This window comes from Streptomyces sp. A0958 (assembly GCF_004795035.1).
Lineage (GTDB): Bacteria > Actinomycetota > Actinomycetes > Streptomycetales > Streptomycetaceae > Streptomyces.
The window spans coordinates 70,577-90,688 of record NZ_SSBK01000007.1 but is presented as its reverse complement, the minus strand read 5'-3'; the positions used below and the strand labels follow the sequence as shown (position 1 = coordinate 90,688).

Annotated in this window: 18 protein-coding genes and 1 riboswitch; of the genes, 11 read left to right on the top strand and 7 right to left on the bottom strand. The window is 69.7% G+C overall.

From position 1 onward, the window contains the following. Positions 1-9: 9 nt before the first annotated feature. The 3 genes from E6P78_RS10090 (at position 10) to E6P78_RS10080 (ending at position 1,892) form a co-directional block, all read left to right on the top strand. On the top strand, positions 10-270 hold the full coding sequence (locus E6P78_RS10090; RefSeq protein WP_136203202.1) for a UBP-type zinc finger domain-containing protein: 261 nt from the start codon (positions 10-12) through the stop codon (positions 268-270). Positions 271-501: 231 nt separating this feature from the next. After that, positions 502-915 (top strand): anti-sigma regulatory factor, encoded by a 414-nt coding sequence (locus E6P78_RS10085; protein WP_018105584.1) that lies wholly within the window; start codon positions 502-504, stop codon positions 913-915. 23 nt (positions 916-938) lie between these two features. Further along, positions 939-1,892: an RNA polymerase sigma factor SigF gene (locus E6P78_RS10080; protein WP_136203343.1), complete on the top strand. Its 954-nt coding sequence runs from the start codon at positions 939-941 to the stop codon at positions 1,890-1,892. A 50-nt stretch (positions 1,893-1,942) separates the two neighbouring features. Here E6P78_RS10080 and E6P78_RS10075 read toward each other — a convergent pair whose 3' ends face one another. Then, positions 1,943-2,335, bottom strand: a complete 393-nt coding sequence (locus E6P78_RS10075) for a hypothetical protein (protein WP_136203342.1) — start codon at positions 2,333-2,335, stop codon at positions 1,943-1,945. Between the two features lie 235 nt (positions 2,336-2,570). On the opposite strand from E6P78_RS10075, the gene E6P78_RS10070 reads away from it, so the two are divergent. After that, on the top strand, positions 2,571-3,539 hold the full coding sequence (locus E6P78_RS10070) for a diacylglycerol kinase family protein (protein WP_136203201.1): 969 nt from the start codon (positions 2,571-2,573) through the stop codon (positions 3,537-3,539). Between the two features lie 319 nt (positions 3,540-3,858). Continuing rightward, positions 3,859-4,116: a WhiB family transcriptional regulator gene (locus E6P78_RS10065; protein ID WP_003953983.1), complete on the top strand. Its 258-nt coding sequence runs from the start codon at positions 3,859-3,861 to the stop codon at positions 4,114-4,116. Between the two features lie 162 nt (positions 4,117-4,278). Here E6P78_RS10065 and E6P78_RS10060 read toward each other — a convergent pair whose 3' ends face one another. Beyond that, on the bottom strand, positions 4,279-5,745 hold the full coding sequence (locus E6P78_RS10060) for a PAS domain-containing sensor histidine kinase (protein ID WP_136203341.1): 1,467 nt from the start codon (positions 5,743-5,745) through the stop codon (positions 4,279-4,281). Between the two features lie 373 nt (positions 5,746-6,118). Further along, positions 6,119-7,192 carry an SIS domain-containing protein gene (locus tag E6P78_RS10055; RefSeq protein ID WP_136203200.1) on the bottom strand — a complete coding sequence of 358 codons (1,074 nt, stop codon included), beginning with the start codon at positions 7,190-7,192 and terminating at the stop codon, positions 6,119-6,121. Between the two features lie 222 nt (positions 7,193-7,414). Here E6P78_RS10055 and nagB point away from each other — a divergent pair, with 222 nt between their 5' ends. Further along, the gene (gene nagB, locus E6P78_RS10050) at positions 7,415-8,200 is read left to right on the top strand and encodes a glucosamine-6-phosphate deaminase (protein ID WP_136203199.1); all 786 of its coding nucleotides are present in this window, start codon (positions 7,415-7,417) and stop codon (positions 8,198-8,200) included. Positions 8,201-8,315: 115 nt separating this feature from the next. On the opposite strand, the gene E6P78_RS10045 is transcribed toward nagB, so the two are convergent. The 4 genes from E6P78_RS10045 to E6P78_RS10030 form a co-directional block, all read right to left on the bottom strand. Beyond that, positions 8,316-9,851 carry a glycoside hydrolase family 3 protein gene (locus E6P78_RS10045; RefSeq protein WP_136203198.1) on the bottom strand — a complete coding sequence of 512 codons (1,536 nt, stop codon included), beginning with the start codon at positions 9,849-9,851 and terminating at the stop codon, positions 8,316-8,318. Positions 9,852-9,860: 9 nt separating this feature from the next. Then, on the bottom strand, positions 9,861-10,724 hold the full coding sequence (locus E6P78_RS10040) for a carbohydrate ABC transporter permease (RefSeq protein ID WP_136203197.1): 864 nt from the start codon (positions 10,722-10,724) through the stop codon (positions 9,861-9,863). Next, complete coding sequence (locus E6P78_RS10035; protein ID WP_136203196.1) at positions 10,721-11,734, bottom strand: sugar ABC transporter permease; 1,014 nt, start codon at positions 11,732-11,734, stop codon at positions 10,721-10,723. The genes E6P78_RS10040 and E6P78_RS10035 overlap by 4 nt, the downstream gene beginning before the upstream one ends. Before the next feature lie 111 nt (positions 11,735-11,845). Next, positions 11,846-13,147: a sugar ABC transporter substrate-binding protein gene (locus E6P78_RS10030; RefSeq protein ID WP_136203195.1), complete on the bottom strand. Its 1,302-nt coding sequence runs from the start codon at positions 13,145-13,147 to the stop codon at positions 11,846-11,848. Between the two features lie 282 nt (positions 13,148-13,429). Between E6P78_RS10030 and E6P78_RS10025 the strand changes: the two genes are divergently transcribed. The 5 genes from E6P78_RS10025 to E6P78_RS10005 all read left to right on the top strand — a co-directional run bounded on the left by E6P78_RS10025 (position 13,430) and on the right by E6P78_RS10005 (position 20,091). Further along, positions 13,430-14,200 carry a GntR family transcriptional regulator gene (locus tag E6P78_RS10025; RefSeq protein ID WP_136203340.1) on the top strand — a complete coding sequence of 257 codons (771 nt, stop codon included), beginning with the start codon at positions 13,430-13,432 and terminating at the stop codon, positions 14,198-14,200. A gap of 251 nt (positions 14,201-14,451) precedes the next feature. Further along, positions 14,452-14,706 carry a DUF3311 domain-containing protein gene (locus tag E6P78_RS10020; RefSeq protein ID WP_168712592.1) on the top strand — a complete coding sequence of 85 codons (255 nt, stop codon included), beginning with the start codon at positions 14,452-14,454 and terminating at the stop codon, positions 14,704-14,706. Beyond that, positions 14,703-16,331 carry a sodium:solute symporter family protein gene (locus E6P78_RS10015; protein WP_136203194.1) on the top strand — a complete coding sequence of 543 codons (1,629 nt, stop codon included), beginning with the start codon at positions 14,703-14,705 and terminating at the stop codon, positions 16,329-16,331. The genes E6P78_RS10020 and E6P78_RS10015 overlap by 4 nt, the downstream gene beginning before the upstream one ends. Before the next feature lie 52 nt (positions 16,332-16,383). Beyond that, positions 16,384-16,521: riboswitch (cobalamin riboswitch) on the top strand. A gap of 139 nt (positions 16,522-16,660) precedes the next feature. Further along, positions 16,661-19,078 (top strand): ribonucleoside-diphosphate reductase subunit alpha, encoded by a 2,418-nt coding sequence (locus E6P78_RS10010; protein WP_136203193.1) that lies wholly within the window; start codon positions 16,661-16,663, stop codon positions 19,076-19,078. Beyond that, positions 19,078-20,091, top strand: a complete 1,014-nt coding sequence (locus tag E6P78_RS10005; RefSeq protein ID WP_136203192.1) for a ribonucleotide-diphosphate reductase subunit beta — start codon at positions 19,078-19,080, stop codon at positions 20,089-20,091. Before E6P78_RS10010 ends, E6P78_RS10005 begins: the two co-directional genes overlap by 1 nt. Positions 20,092-20,112: the final 21 nt, after the last annotated feature.

Genomic DNA, 20,112 nt, shown 5'->3' with positions numbered 1-20,112 from the left:
CTGGCCATCATGAGTGTGTGCCCGCATGTATCGGACCTGCCGCGCCCCGAGCCCGCGCCCCTGAGCGACACCTGTCTCGAGTGCCGGGCGGCGGGCACCCAGCCCGTGCAACTGCGACTGTGCCTGGACTGCGGCCATGTCGGCTGCTGCGATTCGTCGCCCGCGCGGCACGCCACGGGGCACTTCCAGGAGACCGGTCACCCGGTGATGCGGAGCTTCGAGGCCGGCGAGAACTGGCGTTGGTGCTTCGTGGACGGTTCGATCGTCTGACGTCTGGGTACGTCAAACCGGCGCCCGTCGTTCGTAATTGACCGGCGCAGACCCCTACCCACTGTGTGTACGCATGGGCCTACCATGAGTGACAGTCGCGGGAGGGGGTTCCGGCGACACGGCATCATGGATGGCGATAGCGTCGCCGGGACTGGAACCGAAGACGTACCGCATGGCTCCGGGCGCCCTTCCCGGAACCTCGAATGAGTTTGTGCCACCTTGGAGGTGAGGGTGTCCCAGATCGCAGGCGAGCCCGGGAATCAGGACTTCGTAGAGGTCCGGCTGCCCGCTGCGGGTGCCTACCTGTCGGTGCTGCGCACGGCCACGGCCGGTCTCGCAGCACGTTTGGACTTCACTCTCGACGAGATCGAGGACCTTCGCATCGCGGTCGACGAGGCCTGCGCGATCCTGCTCCAGCAGGCCGTGCCCGGCTCCGTCCTCAGCTGCGTGTTCCGTCTCATCGACGATTCACTCGAGGTGACGGTCGCGGCCCCGACCACGGACGGCCGCGCCCCGGAGCGCGACACCTTCGCCTGGACGGTGCTCTCCGCCCTGGCCGGGAAGGTCGACTCCTCGGTCGCCGACGACCGTACGGTCAGCATCAGCCTGTACAAACAGCGCGGCGCGGGACCCGGGCCGGCGTGAGCAACGGGAACGGGGACGGTCCTGTGCGGGACGAGACGATCCGACCAGGGGTGGTGCGCGCAGCAGGCATCCCGGAGCAGCAGGCCCTGCCTCATCCGGTGGACGGGGCGGACCTGCCCCGTGCGGTGGACGGGGCGGACGGGTCCGCCGGCACTACGGTCGCGGTGGAGCAGTCGCAGGCGGAGCGGGCAGGCCAGATGAGCGAGCACGGGCACCACGATCCAAACGACCGCAGCGGGGCGCGGGCGTTGTTCATCGAGCTGGGCAAGCTCCCCGACGGCTCGCCGGAGAAGGCGGAGCTGCGCAACCGGCTGGTGCGGATGCACCTGCCGCTGGTGGAGCATCTGGCCCGCCGCTTCCGCAACCGCGGGGAGCCGCTGGACGACCTGACCCAGGTCGCCACGATCGGGCTGATCAAGTCCGTCGACCGGTTCGACCCGGAGCGGGGCGTCGAGTTCTCCACGTACGCGACGCCCACCGTCGTCGGGGAGATCAAGCGCCACTTCCGCGACAAGGGCTGGGCGGTGCGGGTGCCGCGCCGCCTCCAGGAGCTGCGGCTCTCGCTGACCACGGCCACCGCGGAGCTCTCCCAGCAGCACGGCCGCTCGCCCACGGTGCACGAGCTGGCGGAGCGGCTGGGGATCTCCGAGGAAGAGGTCCTGGAGGGCCTGGAATCGGCCAACGCGTACAGCACGCTCTCGCTGGACGTGCCGGACACGGACGACGAGGCCCCCGCCGTAGCGGACACCCTCGGCTCCGAGGACGAGGCGCTGGAGGGCGTCGAGTACCGGGAGTCGCTGAAGCCGCTGCTGGAGGACCTGCCGCCGCGGGAGAAGCGGATTCTGCTGCTTCGGTTCTTCGGCAACATGACCCAGTCGCAGATCGCGCAGGAGGTCGGCATCTCGCAGATGCACGTCTCGCGGCTGCTGGCCCGCACGCTGGCGCAGCTGCGCGAGCGGCTGCTCGTGGAGGAGTAGGCGGCGCGGCCCACCGAGGCTGCCGGGGCGTCCCGGCGGCCTCGCGCGCGTCAGGCGTCGGTGGTGTCCGCGTCGGGCGTCGCGCCCGGCCCGCGGATGCCGAGGGCCTCGATGGTGGCGGGCCTGACCAGCTGGTAGAGCGCGGTCAGCGCCACCGCCGCGAGGACGACCCCGGCCGGGATCAGGACCCCGTGGGACCGCAGCAGCGTCCAGGCCACCGGCAGTGCGATGATCTGCGTGATGAGCGCGGGGCCCCGGCTCCAGCTGCGCCGCCGCAGCAGTCCGCGCGCGGCGAAGAGCGGGATCAGCCCCAGCGCGATCACCGTCAGCCCGCCCATCTCGGCCTGCTCCGGGCTGTCGGGGCGGCCGAGCAGCCCCATCACCAGCATGTAGATCCCGCCGACGGCCAGAGCCGCGCCTTCGAGGGCGTTCAGCCCGGCCACCAGCGTGATCCTGGCCGGCTTCGCGGGCTCGGCCGAGGGGGCCGGCGAGGGCGCGTGTCGCTGAGTACTCACCCTTGCAGGTTGGCATCCCGGCCCCGGGAAAGGAAACCCGGGGGTCGCCGCACCACCCGTACGGGAGAGGTGCGCCGCCGCCCCGCTCCCGTACCGTCACCGAGCGTGAGGACCACCGGGCAGGACTTCGGGCCGAAACCCCGCGGTAGGTAGGCTGGCAGTCATGCGCGCACTTCTTGTGGTCAACCCAGCTGCCACCACCACCAGTGCGCGGACCCGTGACGTGCTGATCCACGCGCTGGCCAGCGAGATGAAGCTGGAGGCCGTCACCACGGAGTACCGCGGGCACGCCCGCGACCTGGGGCGACGGGCCGCCGACAGCGACGACATCGATCTCGTGGTGGCGCTGGGCGGCGACGGTACGGTCAACGAGGTCGTGAACGGCCTGCTGCACCGGGGCCCGGACCTCGACCGCCTGCCGAAGCTGGCCGTGGTGCCCGGCGGCTCCACCAACGTCTTCGCGCGCGCCCTCGGGCTGCCCAACGACGCGGTGGAGGCGACCGGCGCCATTCTGGACGCGCTGGCCGACCGGACGGAGCGCACGGTCGGCCTCGGCCTCGCGGCCGGTACGCCGGGCACGGAGGACGAATCGGTGCCGGAACGCTGGTTCACCTTCTGCGCCGGCCTCGGATTCGACGCCGGGGTGATCGGCCGGGTCGAACAGCACCGCGAGCGCGGCAAGCGTTCGACCCATGCGCTGTACGTGCGCCAGGTGGTCCGGCAGTTCCTCGACGAGCCACACCGGCGGCAGGGTGTGATAACGCTCGACGCGCCCGGCCAGGAGCCGGTCACCGACCTCGCGCTCTCCATAATCTGCAACACGGCCCCCTGGACGTACCTGGGGAACCGGCCGATCTACGCGGCCCCGAAGGCCTCCTTCGACACCGCCCTGGACGTGCTGGGCCTGCGGAAACTGTCCACGGCGGCGGTCAGCCGCTACGCCACCCAACTGCTCACTTCGAGCCCCGAGAAGGGCCCTCGCGGCAAGCACGCGGTTGCACGGCACGACCTCACGGACTTCACCTTGCATTCAAAGGTGCCACTGCCCTTCCAGATGGACGGTGACCACCTCGGAGTGCGTACGAGTGTGACGTTCACAGGCGTACGCCGTGCACTGCGTGTGATTGTGTGAGTGGAAGGGACCAAAGTCCTTTAACTCGAACGTTTGGACTGGCTTCCACCCTCTAGAAGTACGGCTGTGACCTAGCCGACACCGAGGAATCAAAAAAAACTTTCCTGAAGGGGTTGTATCCGCAGCCGAGGTTTGCGAATCTCTACATGGCGATCGGGACGGCCCGCAACAACGGCCTCCACTGAAAGCCAGAACCCCTCCTCACTGCACAGGACCACAACCAGTTCATCTGGGCGTCGGCCCTGTACCTGCGGGGGGATTCGTGAAAGCGTTCACATTCACAAGCCACAGTACGTAATACCAAGGAGAGGTAGCAGCCATGGACTGGCGTCACAACGCCGTTTGTCGTGAGGAAGACCCGGAGCTGTTCTTCCCCATCGGCAACACCGGTCCTGCGCTGCTGCAGATCGAGGAAGCCAAGGCCGTCTGCCGTCGCTGCCCCGTCATGGAGCAGTGCCTGCAGTGGGCGCTCGAGTCCGGCCAGGACTCCGGCGTCTGGGGTGGCCTCAGCGAGGACGAGCGCCGCGCAATGAAGCGCCGCGCCGCTCGCAACCGGGCGCGCAACGCCAGCGCCTGACCGACGCCACCGCTACGAACCTCAGCCAGGCGGCGCGTACAGCGCGTACGTACCACCCCGCCCCCCGAGTCGCAGCGCGCAGTACCCCCGAAGCGCATGCTTGACCAGAGAGCCCGGACCGTTCATCGACGGTCCGGGCTCTCTGCTGTGCGGGGGGCGGGGCTACTTGTCGACGCGGACCGGGATGTCGAGGACGACCCGCGTACCGCGTTCCGGCGCCGGGACCATGCCGAACGAGCCGCTCAACTCGCCCTCCACCAGCGTCCGCACGATCTGGAGGCCCAGATTGCCGGCCCGCTGCGGGTCGAAACCCTCCGGCAGACCGCAGCCGTCGTCCTGGACGGTGATGAGCAGCCGCCCCTCGGTGGGCGAACCGCCCCGGACCGCCGAGACCTCGACCGTGCCGGACTCGGCGACGCCGAACGCGTGCTCCAGGGCGTTCTGCAGGACTTCGGTGAGGACCATCGCCAGCGGGGTGGCCACCTCGGCGTCGAGCACGCCGAAGCGTCCCGTGCGGCGGCAGGTGACCTTGCCCGGGGAGATCTCGGCGACCATCGCGATCACCCGGTCCGCGATGTCGTCGAACTCCACCCGCTCGTCCAGGTTCTGGGACAGCGTCTCGTGCACGATGGCGATCGAACCGACGCGCCGCACCGCCTCGTTGAGCGCCTCGCGGCCCTGCGCGGAGTCCATCCGGCGGGCCTGCAGCCGCAACAGGGCGGCAACGGTCTGGAGGTTGTTCTTCACCCGGTGGTGGATCTCCCGGATGGTGGCGTCCTTGGTGATCAACTCGCGCTCGCGTCGGCGCAGTTCGGTCACGTCCCGCAGCAGGACCAGAGAGCCGATGCGGACCCCCTTGGGCTTGAGCGGGATCGCCCGGAGCTGGATCACCCCGCCGGCGCACTCCACCTCGAACTCACGGGGCGCGTAACCGCTGGCGAGTTTGACCAGGGCCTCGTCCACCGGGCCCCGGGAGGGCGCGAGTTCGGTGGTGATCTGGCCGAGGTGCTGGCCGACCAGGTCGGAGGCGAGGCCGAGCCGGTGGTAGGCGGAGAGGCCGTTGGGGCTGGCGTACTGGACGACCCCGTCGGCGTCGAGCCGGACGAGGCCGTCGCCGACGCGCGGGGAGGCGTCCATGTCGACCTGCTGGCCGGGGAAGGGGAAGGCCCCGGCGGCGATCATCTGGGCCAGGTCGGACGCGGACTGGAGGTAGGTCAGCTCCAGCCGGGACGGGGTGCGGACGGTGAGGAGGTTGGTGTTGCGGGCGATGACGCCGAGGACCCGGCCCTCCCGGCGTACGGGGATCGACTCGACCCGTACGGGGACCTCCTCGCGCCACTCCGGGTCGCCCTCGCGCACGATCCGGCCCTCGTCCAGGGCCGCGTCCAGCAGCGGGCGGCGGCCGCGCGGCACCAGGTGGCCGACCATGTCGTCCTGGTAGGAGGTGGGGCCGGTGTTGGGCCGCATCTGCGCGACGGACACATAGCGGGTGCCGTCGCGGGTGGGAACCCACAGGACGAGGTCGGCGAAGGAGAGGTCGGAGAGCAACTGCCACTCCGAGACCAGCAGGTGGAGCCACTCGAGGTCGGTGTCGCTGAGGGCGGTGTGCTGGCGTACGAGGTCGTTCATGGAGGGCACGTGTGCGAGCGTACCCGTGGATGTGCGCCGGGTCCGAACCGGAAGCCGAGCGCGTACGTGCCTGGAGCAAGGCGCCGGCATCGGCGGGGCCCACGGATGGACAGGGACTAATGGTCTAGTCCACAATGCTTGATGTAAGAGCCTCCGCTCTCCCCGCACAGGAGAGCGGATCGAGGTACCGCGCTCTCTGCCCTGACTGCGCCGGTGCCTCTCCCCGGCCGGGGGCACCGCACACCGCCGGCCGAGCCGGCCGCCCGCGAGGGCGGCCCTACTCCGGGCTGCGGTGCTGGTCGGGCTGAGGGTCCCGGCCCGGCGCCGCGGCCCGCGGGTGTTTCCGGGGGCCTTCCTGCCCGGCGGGCCCGGGTCAGCGGGTCTCGGTGACCTTCGCGAGCGCGCGCGGCGCGTCCGGGTCCTGGCCCCGGGCGATCGTCACCTCGTAGGCCAGCATCTGGAGCGGCAGGATCTCCAGGACCGGCTGGACCTCCTCCGCCACCCCGGCCGTCGGCAGCACGAACCCCGCGGAGGCCGCCGCCACCTGGGCCTCGGGGCCGACGACGAAGAGGTCGGCGCCCCGGCCGCGCAGCCGGTCCAGGACGGGCCGAAGGGCCTCGCCGCCCCGGCCGTCGGTCACCACGGCGATCACCGGCGAGATGTTGTCGACCATGGCGAGCGGGCCGTGCAGCAGGTCGGCGCCGGAGTAGGACAGGGCGGGGATGTAGCTCGTCTCCATGAGCTTCAGGGCCGCTTCCTTGGCCGTGGGATAGCCGTAGCCGCGCGAGGTGATGACCATGCGCTCGGCGAACCGGTAGCGCGAGGCCAGGGCCTTCACCTCGTCCTTGCGGGCGAGCACCTCCTCGGCGAGGTCGGGCAGGACGCCGGCCGCCGCGCCGTCGCCGCCGCGCAGCCCCTCCACGAACAGGTACAGCGAGAGCAGGGACGCGGTGTACGTCTTGGTGGCCGGCAGCGCCTTCTCCGGCCGGGCCAGGATGTCGATGTGGTACTCGGAGACGGCCGCGAGGGGCGAGTCCGGGTTGTTGGTCACGGCCAGCGTCACCGCGCCCGCCTCGCGGGCCGCCCGGGTCGACGCCACCAGATCGGGCGAGCCGCCCGACTGGCTGACGGTGATGACGAGGACGTCCCGCAGGTCGGGCTTCGCGCCGTACGCGGTGGTGGTGGACATCGAGACCAGCCCGCAGGGCAGCCCGAGCCTGATCTCCAGCAGGTACTTGGCGTAGAGCGCGGCGTTGTCGGAGGTGCCGCGGGCGGTGAGCAGGACGAAGCGCGGGTTCCTGGCCGCGATCCGCTCGGCGGTCTCCCGGATGACGGGTGCGCCGCGTTCGAGGATGCGCCGGAGCACCGCGGGCTGCTCGGCCATCTCGCCGGACATGATGCGGCCGGGCCGTTCGGCGTCGTCGCCGGCCGGGTACGGGGCGGACATGTCTGAGGCCTCCCGGGTGGTCGCGATGCGTCGGACAAGTCGAACACGGGGCGCCGAGGGGCCGCCAGCGGGCGGCGGCCGGGGGTATGGAGCCCGGAGAGCGGACCGTTCGTCCGAAGGGCGGTACGGGCCGTGTCACGGCGGGCCGGGTCTGCTAGATTGGGCAGTTGATTGGTCTATACCACACACCCTTCAGCCTTCAATCGGATCGGCAGGCCCCGCGTGGAAGTTGTCATCGTCCCGGACGCCAAGGCAGGCGGCGAACTGATCGCGGGGGCCATCGGCGCCCTGCTGAGCCGCAAGCCCGACGCCCTTCTCGGCGTTGCCACCGGCTCTACCCCGCTGCCCATCTACCAGGCCCTCGCGGACAAGGTCCGTACCGGTGCCGTGGACGCCTCGCGCGCCCGCATCTGCCAGCTCGACGAGTACGTCGGGCTGCCGGCGGGCCACCCGGAGTCGTACCGCTCCGTGGTGCTGCGCGAGGTCGTCGAACCGCTCGGTCTCTCCGAGTCCTCGTTCATGGGCCCCGACGGCTCCGCCGAGGACGTCCAGGCGGCCTGCGAGGCCTACGACAAGGCGCTCGCCGAGGCCGGCGGGGTGGACCTCCAGCTGCTCGGCATCGGCACCGACGGGCACATCGGCTTCAACGAGCCGTGCTCCTCGCTCGCCTCCCGCACCCGGATCAAGACGCTCACCGAGCAGACCCGGGTCGACAACGCGCGCTTCTTCGACAACGACATCGACCAGGTGCCGCACCACGTCATCACCCAGGGCATCGGCACGATCTTGGAGGCCCGCCACCCGATCCTGCTCGCGACGGGCGAGGGCAAGGCGGACGCGGTGGCGCAGACGGTGGAGGGGCCGGTCGCCTCGGTCGTGCCCGCGTCGGCGCTCCAGCTGCACCCGCACGCGACCGTGGTGGTCGACGAGGCGGCGGCCTCGAAGCTGAAGCTGGCGGACTACTTCCGCGCCACGTTCGCGGCGAAGCCGGCCTGGCAGGGGCTGTAGGTCTTCGCGGTACGCGTGAGGGCCGGGGCACCTGGTGGTGTCCCGGCCCTCACGTTTGCGCCGATGCGTCCTGCCGGGCGCTTTGTCCTCGATCGCCGGACGGGCTTGATCTGGCCTACCGCGAGGCGATGATCTCCGCCGCAGCCTGGCCGCAGACCCTGGCGGCGCCGTGGGTGGCGATGTGCAGGGCTCCCCGGGGCTCGGCCTGGGGGACGCCCATCTCGACCACGACCGTGTCCGGGCGCGCCGCGAGCAGCGCGTCCAGGGCCTCGGTCATCCACGCGTGGCGGTGCGCGTCGCGGACCACCGCGACGATGCGCCGCTCCCCCGCCGCCCGCAGCGCGGCCTCGGCCGGGGCCTCGGACTCACTGTCGTAGGTGTCGGTACCGGTGCCCGGCACCAGCCGGGTCAGCTCGGCCGCGAGGCCCCACGGGGTCTCGTCGCCGACCGCGATGTTCGCGACCGGGGTGAAGGCGGCCACGTAGGCCGGGCCGGTGAGCGGCTGCGCCGTACCGGTCACCCTCACCGCGCGGCGGGCCGCGACCAGGCCGATGTCCGAGGCGACGCCCGCGCTCCGTACGGTGCCGGGCGCGGTCCCCTCCTGCACTGCCGCGCCCGGCTCCCGGACAGCCCCCCTGGCCTCCCGCGTCCACGACGCGAGGGCCCGTACCCGGGCAGCGGCGTCGGCGAGCCGCTCCTCGGGAAGCTCACCGGAGCGCACCGCCGCGACCAGCGCGTCCCGCAGCCGCAGCACGGTGCTGTCGTCGTCGAGCCCGCCGCCGACGCACAGCGCGTCGGCACCGGCCGCGACGGCGAGCACCGAGCCGCGCTCGATCCCGTACGTGGAGGCGATGGCCTGCATCTCCACCGCGTCGGTGACGATAAGGCCCTCGTACCCCAGCTCCTCGCGCAGCAGACCGGTCAGGATCTGCGGGCTCAGCGTCGCCGGGCGGTGCGGGTCGAGCGCGGGCAGCAGGATGTGCGCGCTCATCACCGACTTGGAGCCGGCCGCGATGGCGGCCCGGAACGGCACCAGTTCCCGGGCGTGCAGCGTCTCCAGGTCCACGTCGATGCGCGGCAGCGCGTGGTGCGAGTCGACCGCGGTGTCGCCGTGTCCCGGGAAGTGCTTGGTGCAGGCGGCGACGCCGGCGGCCTGGAGGCCCTCGACGTACGCGGCGGTGTGCCGGGCGACCAGCTGGGGGTCGGCGCCGAAGGAGCGGACGCCGATGACCGGGTTGCCCGGGTTGGAGTTGACGTCCGCGGACGGGGCCCAGTTGAGGTTGACCCCGCACTCGGCGAGCCGGCGGCCCAGCTCGCGGGCGACGGCCCGGGTCAGCTCGGTGTCGTCGACGGCACCGAGCGCCAGGTTGCCGGGGAAGGAAGAGCCATGCCGCACCTCCAGCCGGGTGACGTCGCCGCCCTCCTCGTCGATCGCGACGAGCACGTCGTCACGCTCGGCCCTCAGCTGGGCGGTGAGCGCGGCGAGCTGCTCGGGCGTCTCGATGTTGCGGCCGAACAGGCCGACGGAGGACAGCCCTTCGCCGACCCTGCGCAGCAGCCATTCCGGCGCGGTGGTGCCGGTGAAGCCGGGCTGCAGGACGGCCAGCGCGTCACGGGTGACGGTGTCCGTGGTGGATATGAGGGTGGTCATGGGGCGGCGTTATCCCTTCACGGCGCCGGAGGTGAGGCCCGCGGCCATCTTCTTCTGCACGAACATGAAGAAGATGACGACCGGAAGGGCGATCATGGTCGACGCCGCCATGAGGGCACCGTAGTCCGTACCGCGCTCACTGGTGAACGTCATCAGCCACACGTTGAGCGTGTACTTGGAGTTGTCGTTGATCAGGATGTAGGCGAAGAGGTACTCGTTCCACGCGTTCACCAGGGCGAAGATCGACGCGGCGGCGAGGCCCGGGGCGAGCAGCGGCAGGATCACGCGGCGGAAGGCGCCGAAGCGGGTGCAGCCGTCCACCATGGCGGACTCCTCCAGCTCCACCGGGATGTTCACCACGAAGCCGCGGATCATGATCGTCGCGAACGGCAGCGTGGAGACCAGGTAGACGACGATCAGGCTCCAGTACTCGTCGATGCCGCCCATGGCGTTGAGCTGGGCGTAGATCGGGATGAGCATCGCCGTCGGCGGCAGCATCTGGACCAGGATGAGGATGAGGAGCAGGGGCTTGCGGCCGAAGAAGCGGAACCTGCCGATGGCGAGGGCCGCCAGGGTGGCGATGATCATGCCGCCGACGACGGCGGTGATGGAGACGATCAGGCTGGACTGGACCGCGGTGCCGAAGTTCGGCTGGTTCATGGCCCGGGAGAAGTTGTCGAAGGTGATCGACGAGGGCCACAGCGTCTGGTCGTAGGAGCGGATCTCGCGGCTGGGCCGCAGGGCGCTGATGACCAGCCAGTAGACCGGGAAGAACATGACCAGGGCGATGCCGAGGCCGAGGATGTTCAGGCCGACCCGGGACTTCTTGCGGTCCGGGCGCAGGACCTGTGGCGTGTCGGTCGTGGTGCTCATTCGACCTCTCCCGTCTTCATGAGCTGGCGCAGGTAGTACACGGCCACGGCGGACAGCAGGATCACCGTGATCAGGGCGATCGCGGTGCCCTGGCTGAAGGAGGTGGACTCGAAGGCCTTGGAGTAGGAGTAGAGGCCGAGGGTCTCGTACTCCGGCTCCGGCTTGCTGCCGCGCAGCAGCCAGATCTGGCCGAAGACGTTGAAGTCCCAGATCACCGACAGCGTGGAGACCATGCTGAACACCGGCTTGATGACCGGCCAGGTCACGTAGCGGAAGATGCCGAAGCCGGTGGCGCCGTCGAGTGAGGCGGCCTCCTCCAGTTCCTGGGGGACCTGGGTGAGGGCCGCGTACAGGGTGACGACGACGAAGGGGATGGCGCCCCAGACCACCAGCAGGGTGATGATCGCGAAGCCCTGGAGCGGGTCCAGGTACCAGTTGTGGCCGAGCCAGTCCTCGCCGACGACCTTCGCGATGAGGGTGTTGATGAGGCCGTAGTCGGAGTCGGCCATGAACCGGAAGATGGAGGCGGCGACCATCAGCGGCATCGCCCAGGCGGCGATGAGGCAGAAGGTCAGGATGAGCCGCACCCAGTTGGACAGCCGGCGCATCAGCAGGGAGATCAGCAGACCGAGGCCCATGGTGAGCGTCACGCAGACGGCCATGAAGACGACGGTGCGGAAGGTCACCCACCAGAAATCGGAGTCACCGAGGATGTTGGTGAACTGGTCGAAGCCGACCCAGGGTGCGGGATCACCGGTCCACAGCTCGCGCCGGCCCATGTCCTGGAAGGACATGATGACGGTCTTGGCGAGCGGGTAGAGGTAGACGGCGGCGATCGCCACGATCGCCGGGAGGATCAGGAAGTAGGGGAGGAGTTCACCCTTCTTCCGCTTCCTCTTCGGTGCGCGGGGGCCCTTGCCGCCCTCGATGGGCAGCGGGCTCACGGCCGATTTGGGATCACGTGGTACGGGGACCGGTGGCCCGGCGGCCTTGGTATCGGCGGCAGTCACGTGGCTGACCTTCCATCGCGGGTCCGAGGCAGCCCCCGGAAGTCACGGCGTTGCTGGTAAAGGAGCGGGGGCCCGGCGCAGTGCCGGGCCCCCGCCTGGCGATCAGAAGGCTCAGGCCTTCTTGTTGATCAGTGCGTCGATCTCGCTGTCGGCCTTCTTGGTGGCGTCGGCGACGGAGGTGCCCTTGAGGATCTTCAGGAGCATGTTCTGCAGGATCTCCTCCTTCTCGACGGAGGCCCAGCCCGGCGCGATCGGCGTGAACCAGGCGTCCGGCACCGCGTTGGCGATGGCGGCCGTCTCGGGCTTGGCCTTCAGCGGCTCGAGCTGCTTCTCGTTGTTCGGGAGGATGTTCTTCGACGCGAGGACGTCCATGGACTTCGCGTTGGTGAAGAGGGAGATCCACTCCTGGCCGAGGTCCTGGACCTTCGACTTGGAGATCGTGGCGAGGTCGGAGCCGCCGATGAAGGACGGGAGCGCCTTGCCGTTCGGGCCGGGCATACCGGCCGTGGCGATCTTGCCGTCGAGCTTCGGGTTGCCGTTCTCGCCCGTGGTGACGCTGCCGGCCTCCCAGGCCTGGCCGTAGATGACCGCGGCCTTCTCGTTGGCCATGACGTTGGCGTGGTCCTGCTCGTCCTTCGTCTGGTCGGCCTTGTTGTACTTCTTGACCAGGTCGATGAAGTGCTGGATGCCCTTCTGCGCCTCGGGGGCGGAGAGGGTGGCCTTCCACTCCTTCGAGCCCTCGTCGTACTTGGCGATCTGGCCGCCCTCGGCCGCGACGTAGGACATGGCGGCGTACCAGTAACGGCCCGGGTAGTACAGGGACGAGGCGCGCTTGTCCTTCTTCGCGAGCTCGGCCTGGACCTTGTCCATGGCCTTGAGGAAGTCGTCCTCGTTCTGCGGAAGCGTGTCGCTGCCGGTGCCGGCCTTCAGCATGTCCTTGTTGTAGACCGCCAGACGGGCACTGGCGTAGTACGGGACACAGTAGATCTTGCCCTCGAAGGAGCAGGTGTCCTTCAGACCCTTGATCCAGGAGTCCGAGTTCTCGTACTTCGCGGTGTCGATCTCACCGAGCGCACCGTTGAGGATGTACTGCATGGTCTCGGTGTTGCCGAGCTCGACAACGTCCGGGAACTTGTCGCCACCGAGGGAGGTGTCGAGCTTCTTGACCTTGTCCGCCCAGCCCTGGTACTGGATCTTGACCTTGACGTTCGGGTACTTCTTGTTGAACTGGGCGTTGACGTCCTTGACCAGTTCCGGCCAGGTCGACTGGGCCTCGCCCATGAGCCAGACAGTCAGGTCTTCCTTGCGGTCCTTCGGGTCCTTCGAGGACGACTTGTCGTCCGAACCACCACATGCCGCAATGGAAACCAACATGCCCGCGACGCCGATCGCCGCGATGAGCTTGCGCTTCACGCCACCCTCCTCAGGGATGCTGCAACCCCCTCCCCCACCGCGCAGAAACGTCGACGAGTACTACTGGGGCTGGGACCTGGTCTTTAATGGTTTAGACCAGTACCGGGAGCTTGGCCTAGACCTTTAGGGGTGTCAAGGGTGTATAAGAAGTGCACTCGCGTCCGTTATAGGACCGACACCTGAGGGAGGGCGACGAGCCGTGACCGGACCGTGCCACCATGTGAGCCGCGACAGACGGAGGAGCCGGTGACGGCAGCAACGCAGCAGTCGGGAAGGCGGGCCATGGGTGCCGACGGGGGCAGTTCGGAGAACGAGACGGGCGCGGGCGCCGGTGCGCGTACCGCGCGCGTCCCGAAGTACTACCGGCTGAAGCGACATCTCCTCGACATGACGGACACCATGCCGCCGGGCACCCCCGTACCACCGGAACGGACCCTGGCCGCCGAGTTCGACACCTCGCGCACCACCGTGCGCCAGGCGCTCCAGGAGCTGGTCGTCGAGGGCCGGCTGGAACGCATCCAGGGCAAGGGCACCTTCGTCGCCAAGCCGAAGGTCTCCCAGGCCCTGCAACTCACCTCGTACACCGAGGACATGCGGGCCCAGGGTCTCGAACCCACCTCGCAGCTCCTGGACATCGGCTATGTCACCGCCGACGACACCCTCGCCGGGCTGCTCGACATCAGCGCGGGCGGCCGGGTCCTGCGGATCGAGCGCCTGCGCCTGGCGAGCGGCGAGCCGATGGCCATCGAGACCACGCACCTGTCGGCCAAGCGCTTTCCGGCGCTGCGCCGTTCACTGGTCAAGTACACCTCGCTCTACACGGCGCTGTCCGAGGTGTACGACGTCCGGCTGGCCGAGGCCGAGGAGACCATCGAGACCTCGCTCGCCACCCCGCGCGAGGCCGGACTGCTCGGCACGGACGTGGGCCTGCCGATGCTGATGCTGTCCCGCCACTCGCTGGACGAGCAGGGCGAACCCGTCGAGTGGGTGCGCTCGGTCTACCGCGGTGACCGCTACAAGTTCGTGGCCCGCCTGAAGCGGCCCCTGGACTGACCCACCGTACGTATGTGCGCGCCGAACAGCCCCCGGGCCCGCCCCGGGGGCTGTTCGGCGTTCCGCGCGCCCGCCGGCACCTCCAGGACCGGACCAAGTCCCGGACGTTTGCCGCGTTTTCGACCATCCGCCCGACCTGCGGCAACCGTTGCCGGACCGCAATGCGGACAGGGGGTGACGCTGGCCGACGGCCTCCCTTAGATTTCCTGCGCATCGCACCAGGTGATCAGCGAGGGGACGGAGTCGCCGCCATGCCGGAAGAACCAGAGGGAAAGCCACCCACCGTCACACCGCTGCGGGTGGTGATCGCCCTCTGCCTCGTCGCGCCGTTCGTCGCGATGCTCTGGGTGAGTTCGTACGCGAAGATCGACCCGACCTTCATCGGTATCCCGTTCTTCTACTGGTACCAGATGCTGTGGGTGCTGATCTCGACCGCCCTCACCGTGATCGCGTACAAGCTGTGGCAACGTGACCAGCGCTCCCGCAAGGGGGGTGCGTCGGCATGAAGGACGGCGTGAACGGCGTCGCGCTCGGCGTCTTCATCTTCTTCTTCCTGGCCGTCACGGTCATGGGCTTCCTGGCCGCCCGCTGGCGCAAGGCCGAGAACGAGGCCACCCTCGACGAATGGGGCCTGGGCGGACGGTCGTTCGGCACCTGGGTCACCTGGTTCCTGCTCGGCGGCGACCTCTACACCGCGTACACCTTCGTCGCCGTCCCCGCGGCGATCTACGCGGCGGGCGCGTCCGGCTTCTTCGCGGTGCCCTACACCATCCTGGTGTACCCGCTGATCTTCACCTTCCTGCCGCGCCTGTGGTCGGTCTCGCACAAGCACGGCTACGTCACCACCTCGGACTTCGTCCGCGGCCGCTTCGGCTCGAAGGGGCTGTCGCTGGCCGTCGCGATCACCGGCATCCTCGCCACGATGCCCTACATCGCGCTCCAGCTCGTCGGCATCCAGGCGGTGCTGGACGTGATGGGCGTCGGCGGCGGCGAGAACACCAACTGGTTCGTCAAGGACCTGCCGCTGCTCATCGCGTTCGCGGTCCTCGCCGCGTACACGTACTCCTCCGGGCTGCGCGCGCCGGCGCTGATCGCGTTCGTCAAGGACGGGCTGATCTACCTGGTCATCGTCGTGGCGATCATCTACATCCCGATCAAGCTCGGCGGCTTCGACGACATCTTCTCGGCCGCCCAGGACAAGTTCGCCGGACCGCCCGGCTCCAAGCCGACCGGCGCGCTCGCCCCGGCCGAGGCGGGCCAGTGGGGTTACGCCACCCTGGCGCTCGGCTCGGCGCTGGCGCTCTTCATGTACCCGCACTCCATCACGGCGACGCTCTCCAGCCGCAGCCGTGAGGTGATCCGCCGCAACACCACCATCCTGCCGCTGTACTCGCTGATGCTGGGCCTGCTCGCGCTGCTCGGCTTCATGGCGATCGCCGCGGGCGTCAAGGTGGACAACGGCCAGCTGGCCATCCCTCAGCTGTTCGAGAACATGTTCCCCGACTGGTTCGCGGGGGTGGCCTTCGCCGCCATCGGCATCGGCGCGCTGGTGCCGGCCGCGATCATGTCCATCGCCGCGGCGAACCTCTTCACCCGCAACATCTACAAGGACTTCCTGAAGCCCGACGCGACCCCCGAGCAGGAGACCAAGGTCTCCAAGGTGGTGTCGCTGCTGGTCAAGGTCGGCGCCCTCGCCTTCGTCCTCACCATGGACAAGACCGTCGCGATCAACTTCCAGCTGCTCGGCGGGATCTGGATTCTCCAGACGATGCCGGCCCTGGTCGGCGGCCTGTTCACCCGCTGGTTCCACCGCTGGGCGCTGCTCGCCGGCTGGGCGGTCGGCATGATCTACGGAACGGCCGCCGCGTACGGGGTCGCGAGTCCGACGCAGAAGCACTTCGGCGGGTCCTCCAAGGAGATCCCGGGCCTCGGTGAGATCGGCTACATCGGCCTGACGGCCTTCGTGCTGAACATCGTCGTCACCGTGGTGCTGACCTTCGTCCTGAACGCCGCGAAGGCGCCCGCCGGGGTCGACGAGACCGCTCCGGGCGACTACACCGGGGACGCGGGCGACCCGGGCGTCCAGACCGAGCTGCCGCCGGCCACGGCCGGGGCTCCGGGCGGTCACTGACCGCACACCATTACGTCACGCGACACAACATGTGGGGGCCGCCTCATCGGGCGGCCCCCACATGTATGCTCGTGCTCGCTGTCGCCGCAGGGGAATCCGGTGCGAATCCGGAACTGTCCCGCAACGGTGTGTTCGGTGTGCTTTTGCGCACCCATGAGTCCGAGGACCTGCCGACAGCGCGTCCGGCTCGACCGAACCGGACGCCCAGACGTCCGGGCCTCGTGGATGGGCCGGTGGACGCCGCACGGAGTGCTGCCCTGTCCGGGCCCGCCCCGCCCGGCTGCCCCCGCTCCCCCGCCGGCCCAGAGCCGAGCGAGGGAGAGCACCACGTGACCATCGCGCCAGCCGATCCGGTCTCAGCGGCCACGTCCGAAGCGGCCGAGTCCGCAGCGACCGGCCCCGCGCAGGACGGACCGGGCACCGCACTGCTGCGGACCCTGACCGACCTCACCGCCGATCTGCCCGACACCGACCCCGGGCGCGTCGCCGCCGCGGCCCTGCGCGGCCGCAACGCCCGGTCGGACGAGGCGGAGCTGCGCTCGCTGGCCACCGAGGCCGCCGCGGGCCTCATCTCCGAGGACCCCGCCTACTCCCGGCTGGCCGCCCGCCTCCTCACCCGCTCCATCGCGGACGAGGCCGCCGGGCAGGGCTCGACGTCGTTCTCCGCCTCGGTCGCCGTGGGGCACCGCGAGGGCCTGATCGCGGACCGCACCGCCGAGTTCGTGTCGCTGCACGCCGCGGCCCTGGACGCGCTGGTGGACCGGTCGCTCGCCGACGGCGCCGACGACCGCTTCGGCTACTTCGGACTGCGCACCCTGCACAGCCGCTACCTGCTGCGCCACCCGCACACCCGCCAGGTCATCGAGACGCCGCAGCACTTCATGCTCCGGGTCGCCGCCGGGCTCGCCGAGGACAACTCCGAACGCGCCCTGGACGAGGTCGCCGCGCTGTACGGGCTGATGAGCCGGCTGGACTACCTGCCCTCCTCCCCCACGCTCTTCAACTCCGGCACCCGCCACCCGCAGATGTCCTCCTGCTACCTGCTGGACTCGCCGCTGGACGAGCTGGACTCGATCTACGACCGCTACCACCAGGTGGCGCGCCTGTCGAAGCACGCGGGCGGCATCGGCCTCTCGTACTCCCGTATCCGCGCCCGGGGTTCGCTGATCCGCGGCACCAACGGGCACTCCAACGGCATCGTCCCGTTCCTGAAGACGCTCGACGCCTCCGTCGCCGCCGTCAACCAGGGCGGCCGGCGCAAGGGCGCCGCCGCCGTCTACCTGGAGACGTGGCACGCGGACATCGAGGAGTTCCTGGAGCTCCGCGACAACACGGGCGAGGACCAGCGCCGTACGCACAACCTGAACCTGGCCCACTGGATTCCGGACGAGTTCATGCGCCGGGTCGACGCGGACGGCACCTGGTCGCTGTTCTCCCCGGCGGACGTGCCCGAGCTGACCGACCTGTGGGGCGACGCGTTCGACGCCGCGTACCGGGCGGCCGAGGCGAAGGGCCTGGCCCGCAAGACCCTGCCGGCGCGCGAGCTGTACGGCCGGATGATGCGGACCCTCGCGCAGACCGGCCAGGGCTGGATGACGTTCAAGGACGCCTCCAACCGGACCGCGAACCAGACCGCCGAGCCGGGCCGCGTCGTGCACTCGTCGAACCTGTGCACCGAGATCCTGGAGGTCACCGACGACGGCGAGACGGCCGTCTGCAACCTCGGATCGGTCAACCTCGGCGCGTTCGTCACCGAGGGCACGATCGACTGGGAGCGCCTGGACGCCACCGTCCGTACCGCTGTCACCTTCCTCGACCGGGTCGTGGACATCAACTTCTACCCGACCGAGCAGGCCGGCCGGTCCAACGCCCGCTGGCGGCCGGTGGGCCTGGGCGCCATGGGCCTCCAGGACGTCTTCTTCCAGCTGCGGCTGCCCTTCGACTCCCCCGAGGCCCGCGCGCTCTCCACGAAGATCTCCGAGCGGATCATGCTCGCCGCCTACGAGGCGTCCTGCGATCTCGCCAAGCGGTCGGGGCCCCTCCCCGCCTGGTCCGAGACCCGGGCCGCGCGCGGAGTGCTGCACCCCGACCACTACGACACCGAGCTGAACTGGCCGGAGCGCTGGGAGGCCCTGCGCGCCCGGATCGCGGAGACCGGGATGCGCAACTCGCTGCTCCTGGCCATCGCCCCGACCGCGACGATCGCCTCGATCGCGGGGGTCTACGAGTGCATCGAGCCCCAGGTGTCCAACCTCTTCAAGCGCGAGACGCTGAGCGGTGAGTTCCTCCAGGTCAACGGCTACCTGGTGGACGAGCTGAAGCGGCTCGGCGTGTGGGACGCGCGGACCCGTGAGGCGCTGCGCGAGGCCAGCGGCTCGGTGCAGGGCTTCGCGTGGATTCCCGAGGACGTGCGGGCGCTGTACCGCACCGCGTGGGAGATCCCGCAGCGCGGCCTGATCGACATGGCGGCGGCCCGTACGCCCTTCCTCGACCAGAGCCAGTCGCTGAACCTGTTCCTGGAGACGCCGACGATCGGCAAGCTCTCCTCGATGTACGCGTACGCCTGGAAGCAGGGGCTGAAGACGACGTACTACCTGCGTTCGCGCCCGGCGACCCGCATCGCCCGCGCCGCGTCCGGCCAGGCCGCGGCCGCCGCGCCCATTCCCGTACAGCAGGCACAGGCGCCCGACGCGGACGCCATCGCCTGCTCCCTCGAAAACCCCGAGTCCTGCGAGGCCTGCCAGTGATGAGCTCCAACAACAAGAACCTGCTGGACCCGGGCTTCGAACTGACCCTGCGGCCCATGCGCTACCCGGACTTCTACGAGCGCTACCGGGACGCGATCAAGAACACCTGGCACGTGGAGGAGGTCGACCTCCACTCCGACGTGGCGGACCTCGCCAAGATGTCGCCCGCCGAGCAGCACCTGATCGGCCGGCTGGTGGCGTTCTTCGCGACCGGTGACTCGATCGTCGCCAACAACCTCGTACTGACGCTGTACAAGCACATCAACTCCCCCGAGGCGCGGCTGTACCTGTCGCGGCAGCTGTTCGAGGAGGCCGTGCACGTCCAGTTCTATCTGACGCTGCTGGACACCTATCTGCCCGACCCGGACGACCGGGCCGCGGCGTTCGCGGCGGTCGAGAACATCCCCTCGATCCGCGAGAAGGCGCAGTTCTGCTTCAAGTGGATGGACTCGGTCGAATCGATCGACCGGCTGGAGACGAAGTCCGACCGCCGCCGCTTCCTGCTGAACCTGATCTGCTTCGCGGCGTGCATCGAGGGGCTGTTCTTCTACGGCGCGTTCGCGTACGTGTACTGGTTCCGCTCGCGCGGTCTGCTGCACGGTCTCGCCACGGGGACCAACTGGGTCTTCCGCGACGAGACCATGCACATGAACTTTGCGTTCGAGGTCGTGGACACCGTCCGCAAGGAGGAGCCGGAGCTCTTCGACGACGCCCTGGAGCAGCAGGTCACCGACATGCTGAAGGAGGCCGTCGAGGCGGAGCTGCAGTTCGGCCGCGACCTGTGCGGCGACGGGCTGCCCGGCATGAACACCGAGTCGATGCGCGAGTACCTGGAGTGCGTCGCCGACCAGCGGCTCACCCGGCTGGGCTTCCCCGCGGTGTACGGATCGCAGAACCCGTTCTCGTTCATGGAGCTCCAGGGGGTGCAGGAGCTGACGAACTTCTTCGAGCGGCGCCCGTCCGCCTACCAGGTGGCCGTCGAAGGAACGGTCGGCTTCGACGACGACTTCTAGGACCTGGATCTAGATCCTGGC

Bases quoted from the DNA above. Each gene is read 5' to 3' on its own strand.
- E6P78_RS10015 (WP_136203194.1), top strand. From the start codon at position 14,703: ATGAAGGACGGCGTGAACGGCGTCGCGCTCGGCGTCTTCATCTTCTTC.
- E6P78_RS10060 (WP_136203341.1), bottom strand. From the start codon at position 5,745: ATGAACGACCTCGTACGCCAGCACACCGCCCTCAGCGACACCGACCTC.
- E6P78_RS10065 (WP_003953983.1), top strand. From the start codon at position 3,859: ATGGACTGGCGTCACAACGCCGTTTGTCGTGAGGAAGACCCGGAGCTG.
- E6P78_RS10055 (WP_136203200.1), bottom strand. From the start codon at position 7,192: ATGTCCGCCCCGTACCCGGCCGGCGACGACGCCGAACGGCCCGGCCGC.
- E6P78_RS10040 (WP_136203197.1), bottom strand. From the start codon at position 10,724: ATGAGCACCACGACCGACACGCCACAGGTCCTGCGCCCGGACCGCAAG.
- E6P78_RS10070 (WP_136203201.1), top strand. From the start codon at position 2,571: ATGCGCGCACTTCTTGTGGTCAACCCAGCTGCCACCACCACCAGTGCG.
- E6P78_RS10005 (WP_136203192.1), top strand. From the start codon at position 19,078: ATGAGCTCCAACAACAAGAACCTGCTGGACCCGGGCTTCGAACTGACC.
- E6P78_RS10025 (WP_136203340.1), top strand. From the start codon at position 13,430: ATGGGTGCCGACGGGGGCAGTTCGGAGAACGAGACGGGCGCGGGCGCC.
- E6P78_RS10020 (WP_168712592.1), top strand. From the start codon at position 14,452: ATGCCGGAAGAACCAGAGGGAAAGCCACCCACCGTCACACCGCTGCGG.
- E6P78_RS10090 (WP_136203202.1), top strand. From the start codon at position 10: ATGAGTGTGTGCCCGCATGTATCGGACCTGCCGCGCCCCGAGCCCGCG.
- E6P78_RS10045 (WP_136203198.1), bottom strand. From the start codon at position 9,851: ATGACCACCCTCATATCCACCACGGACACCGTCACCCGTGACGCGCTG.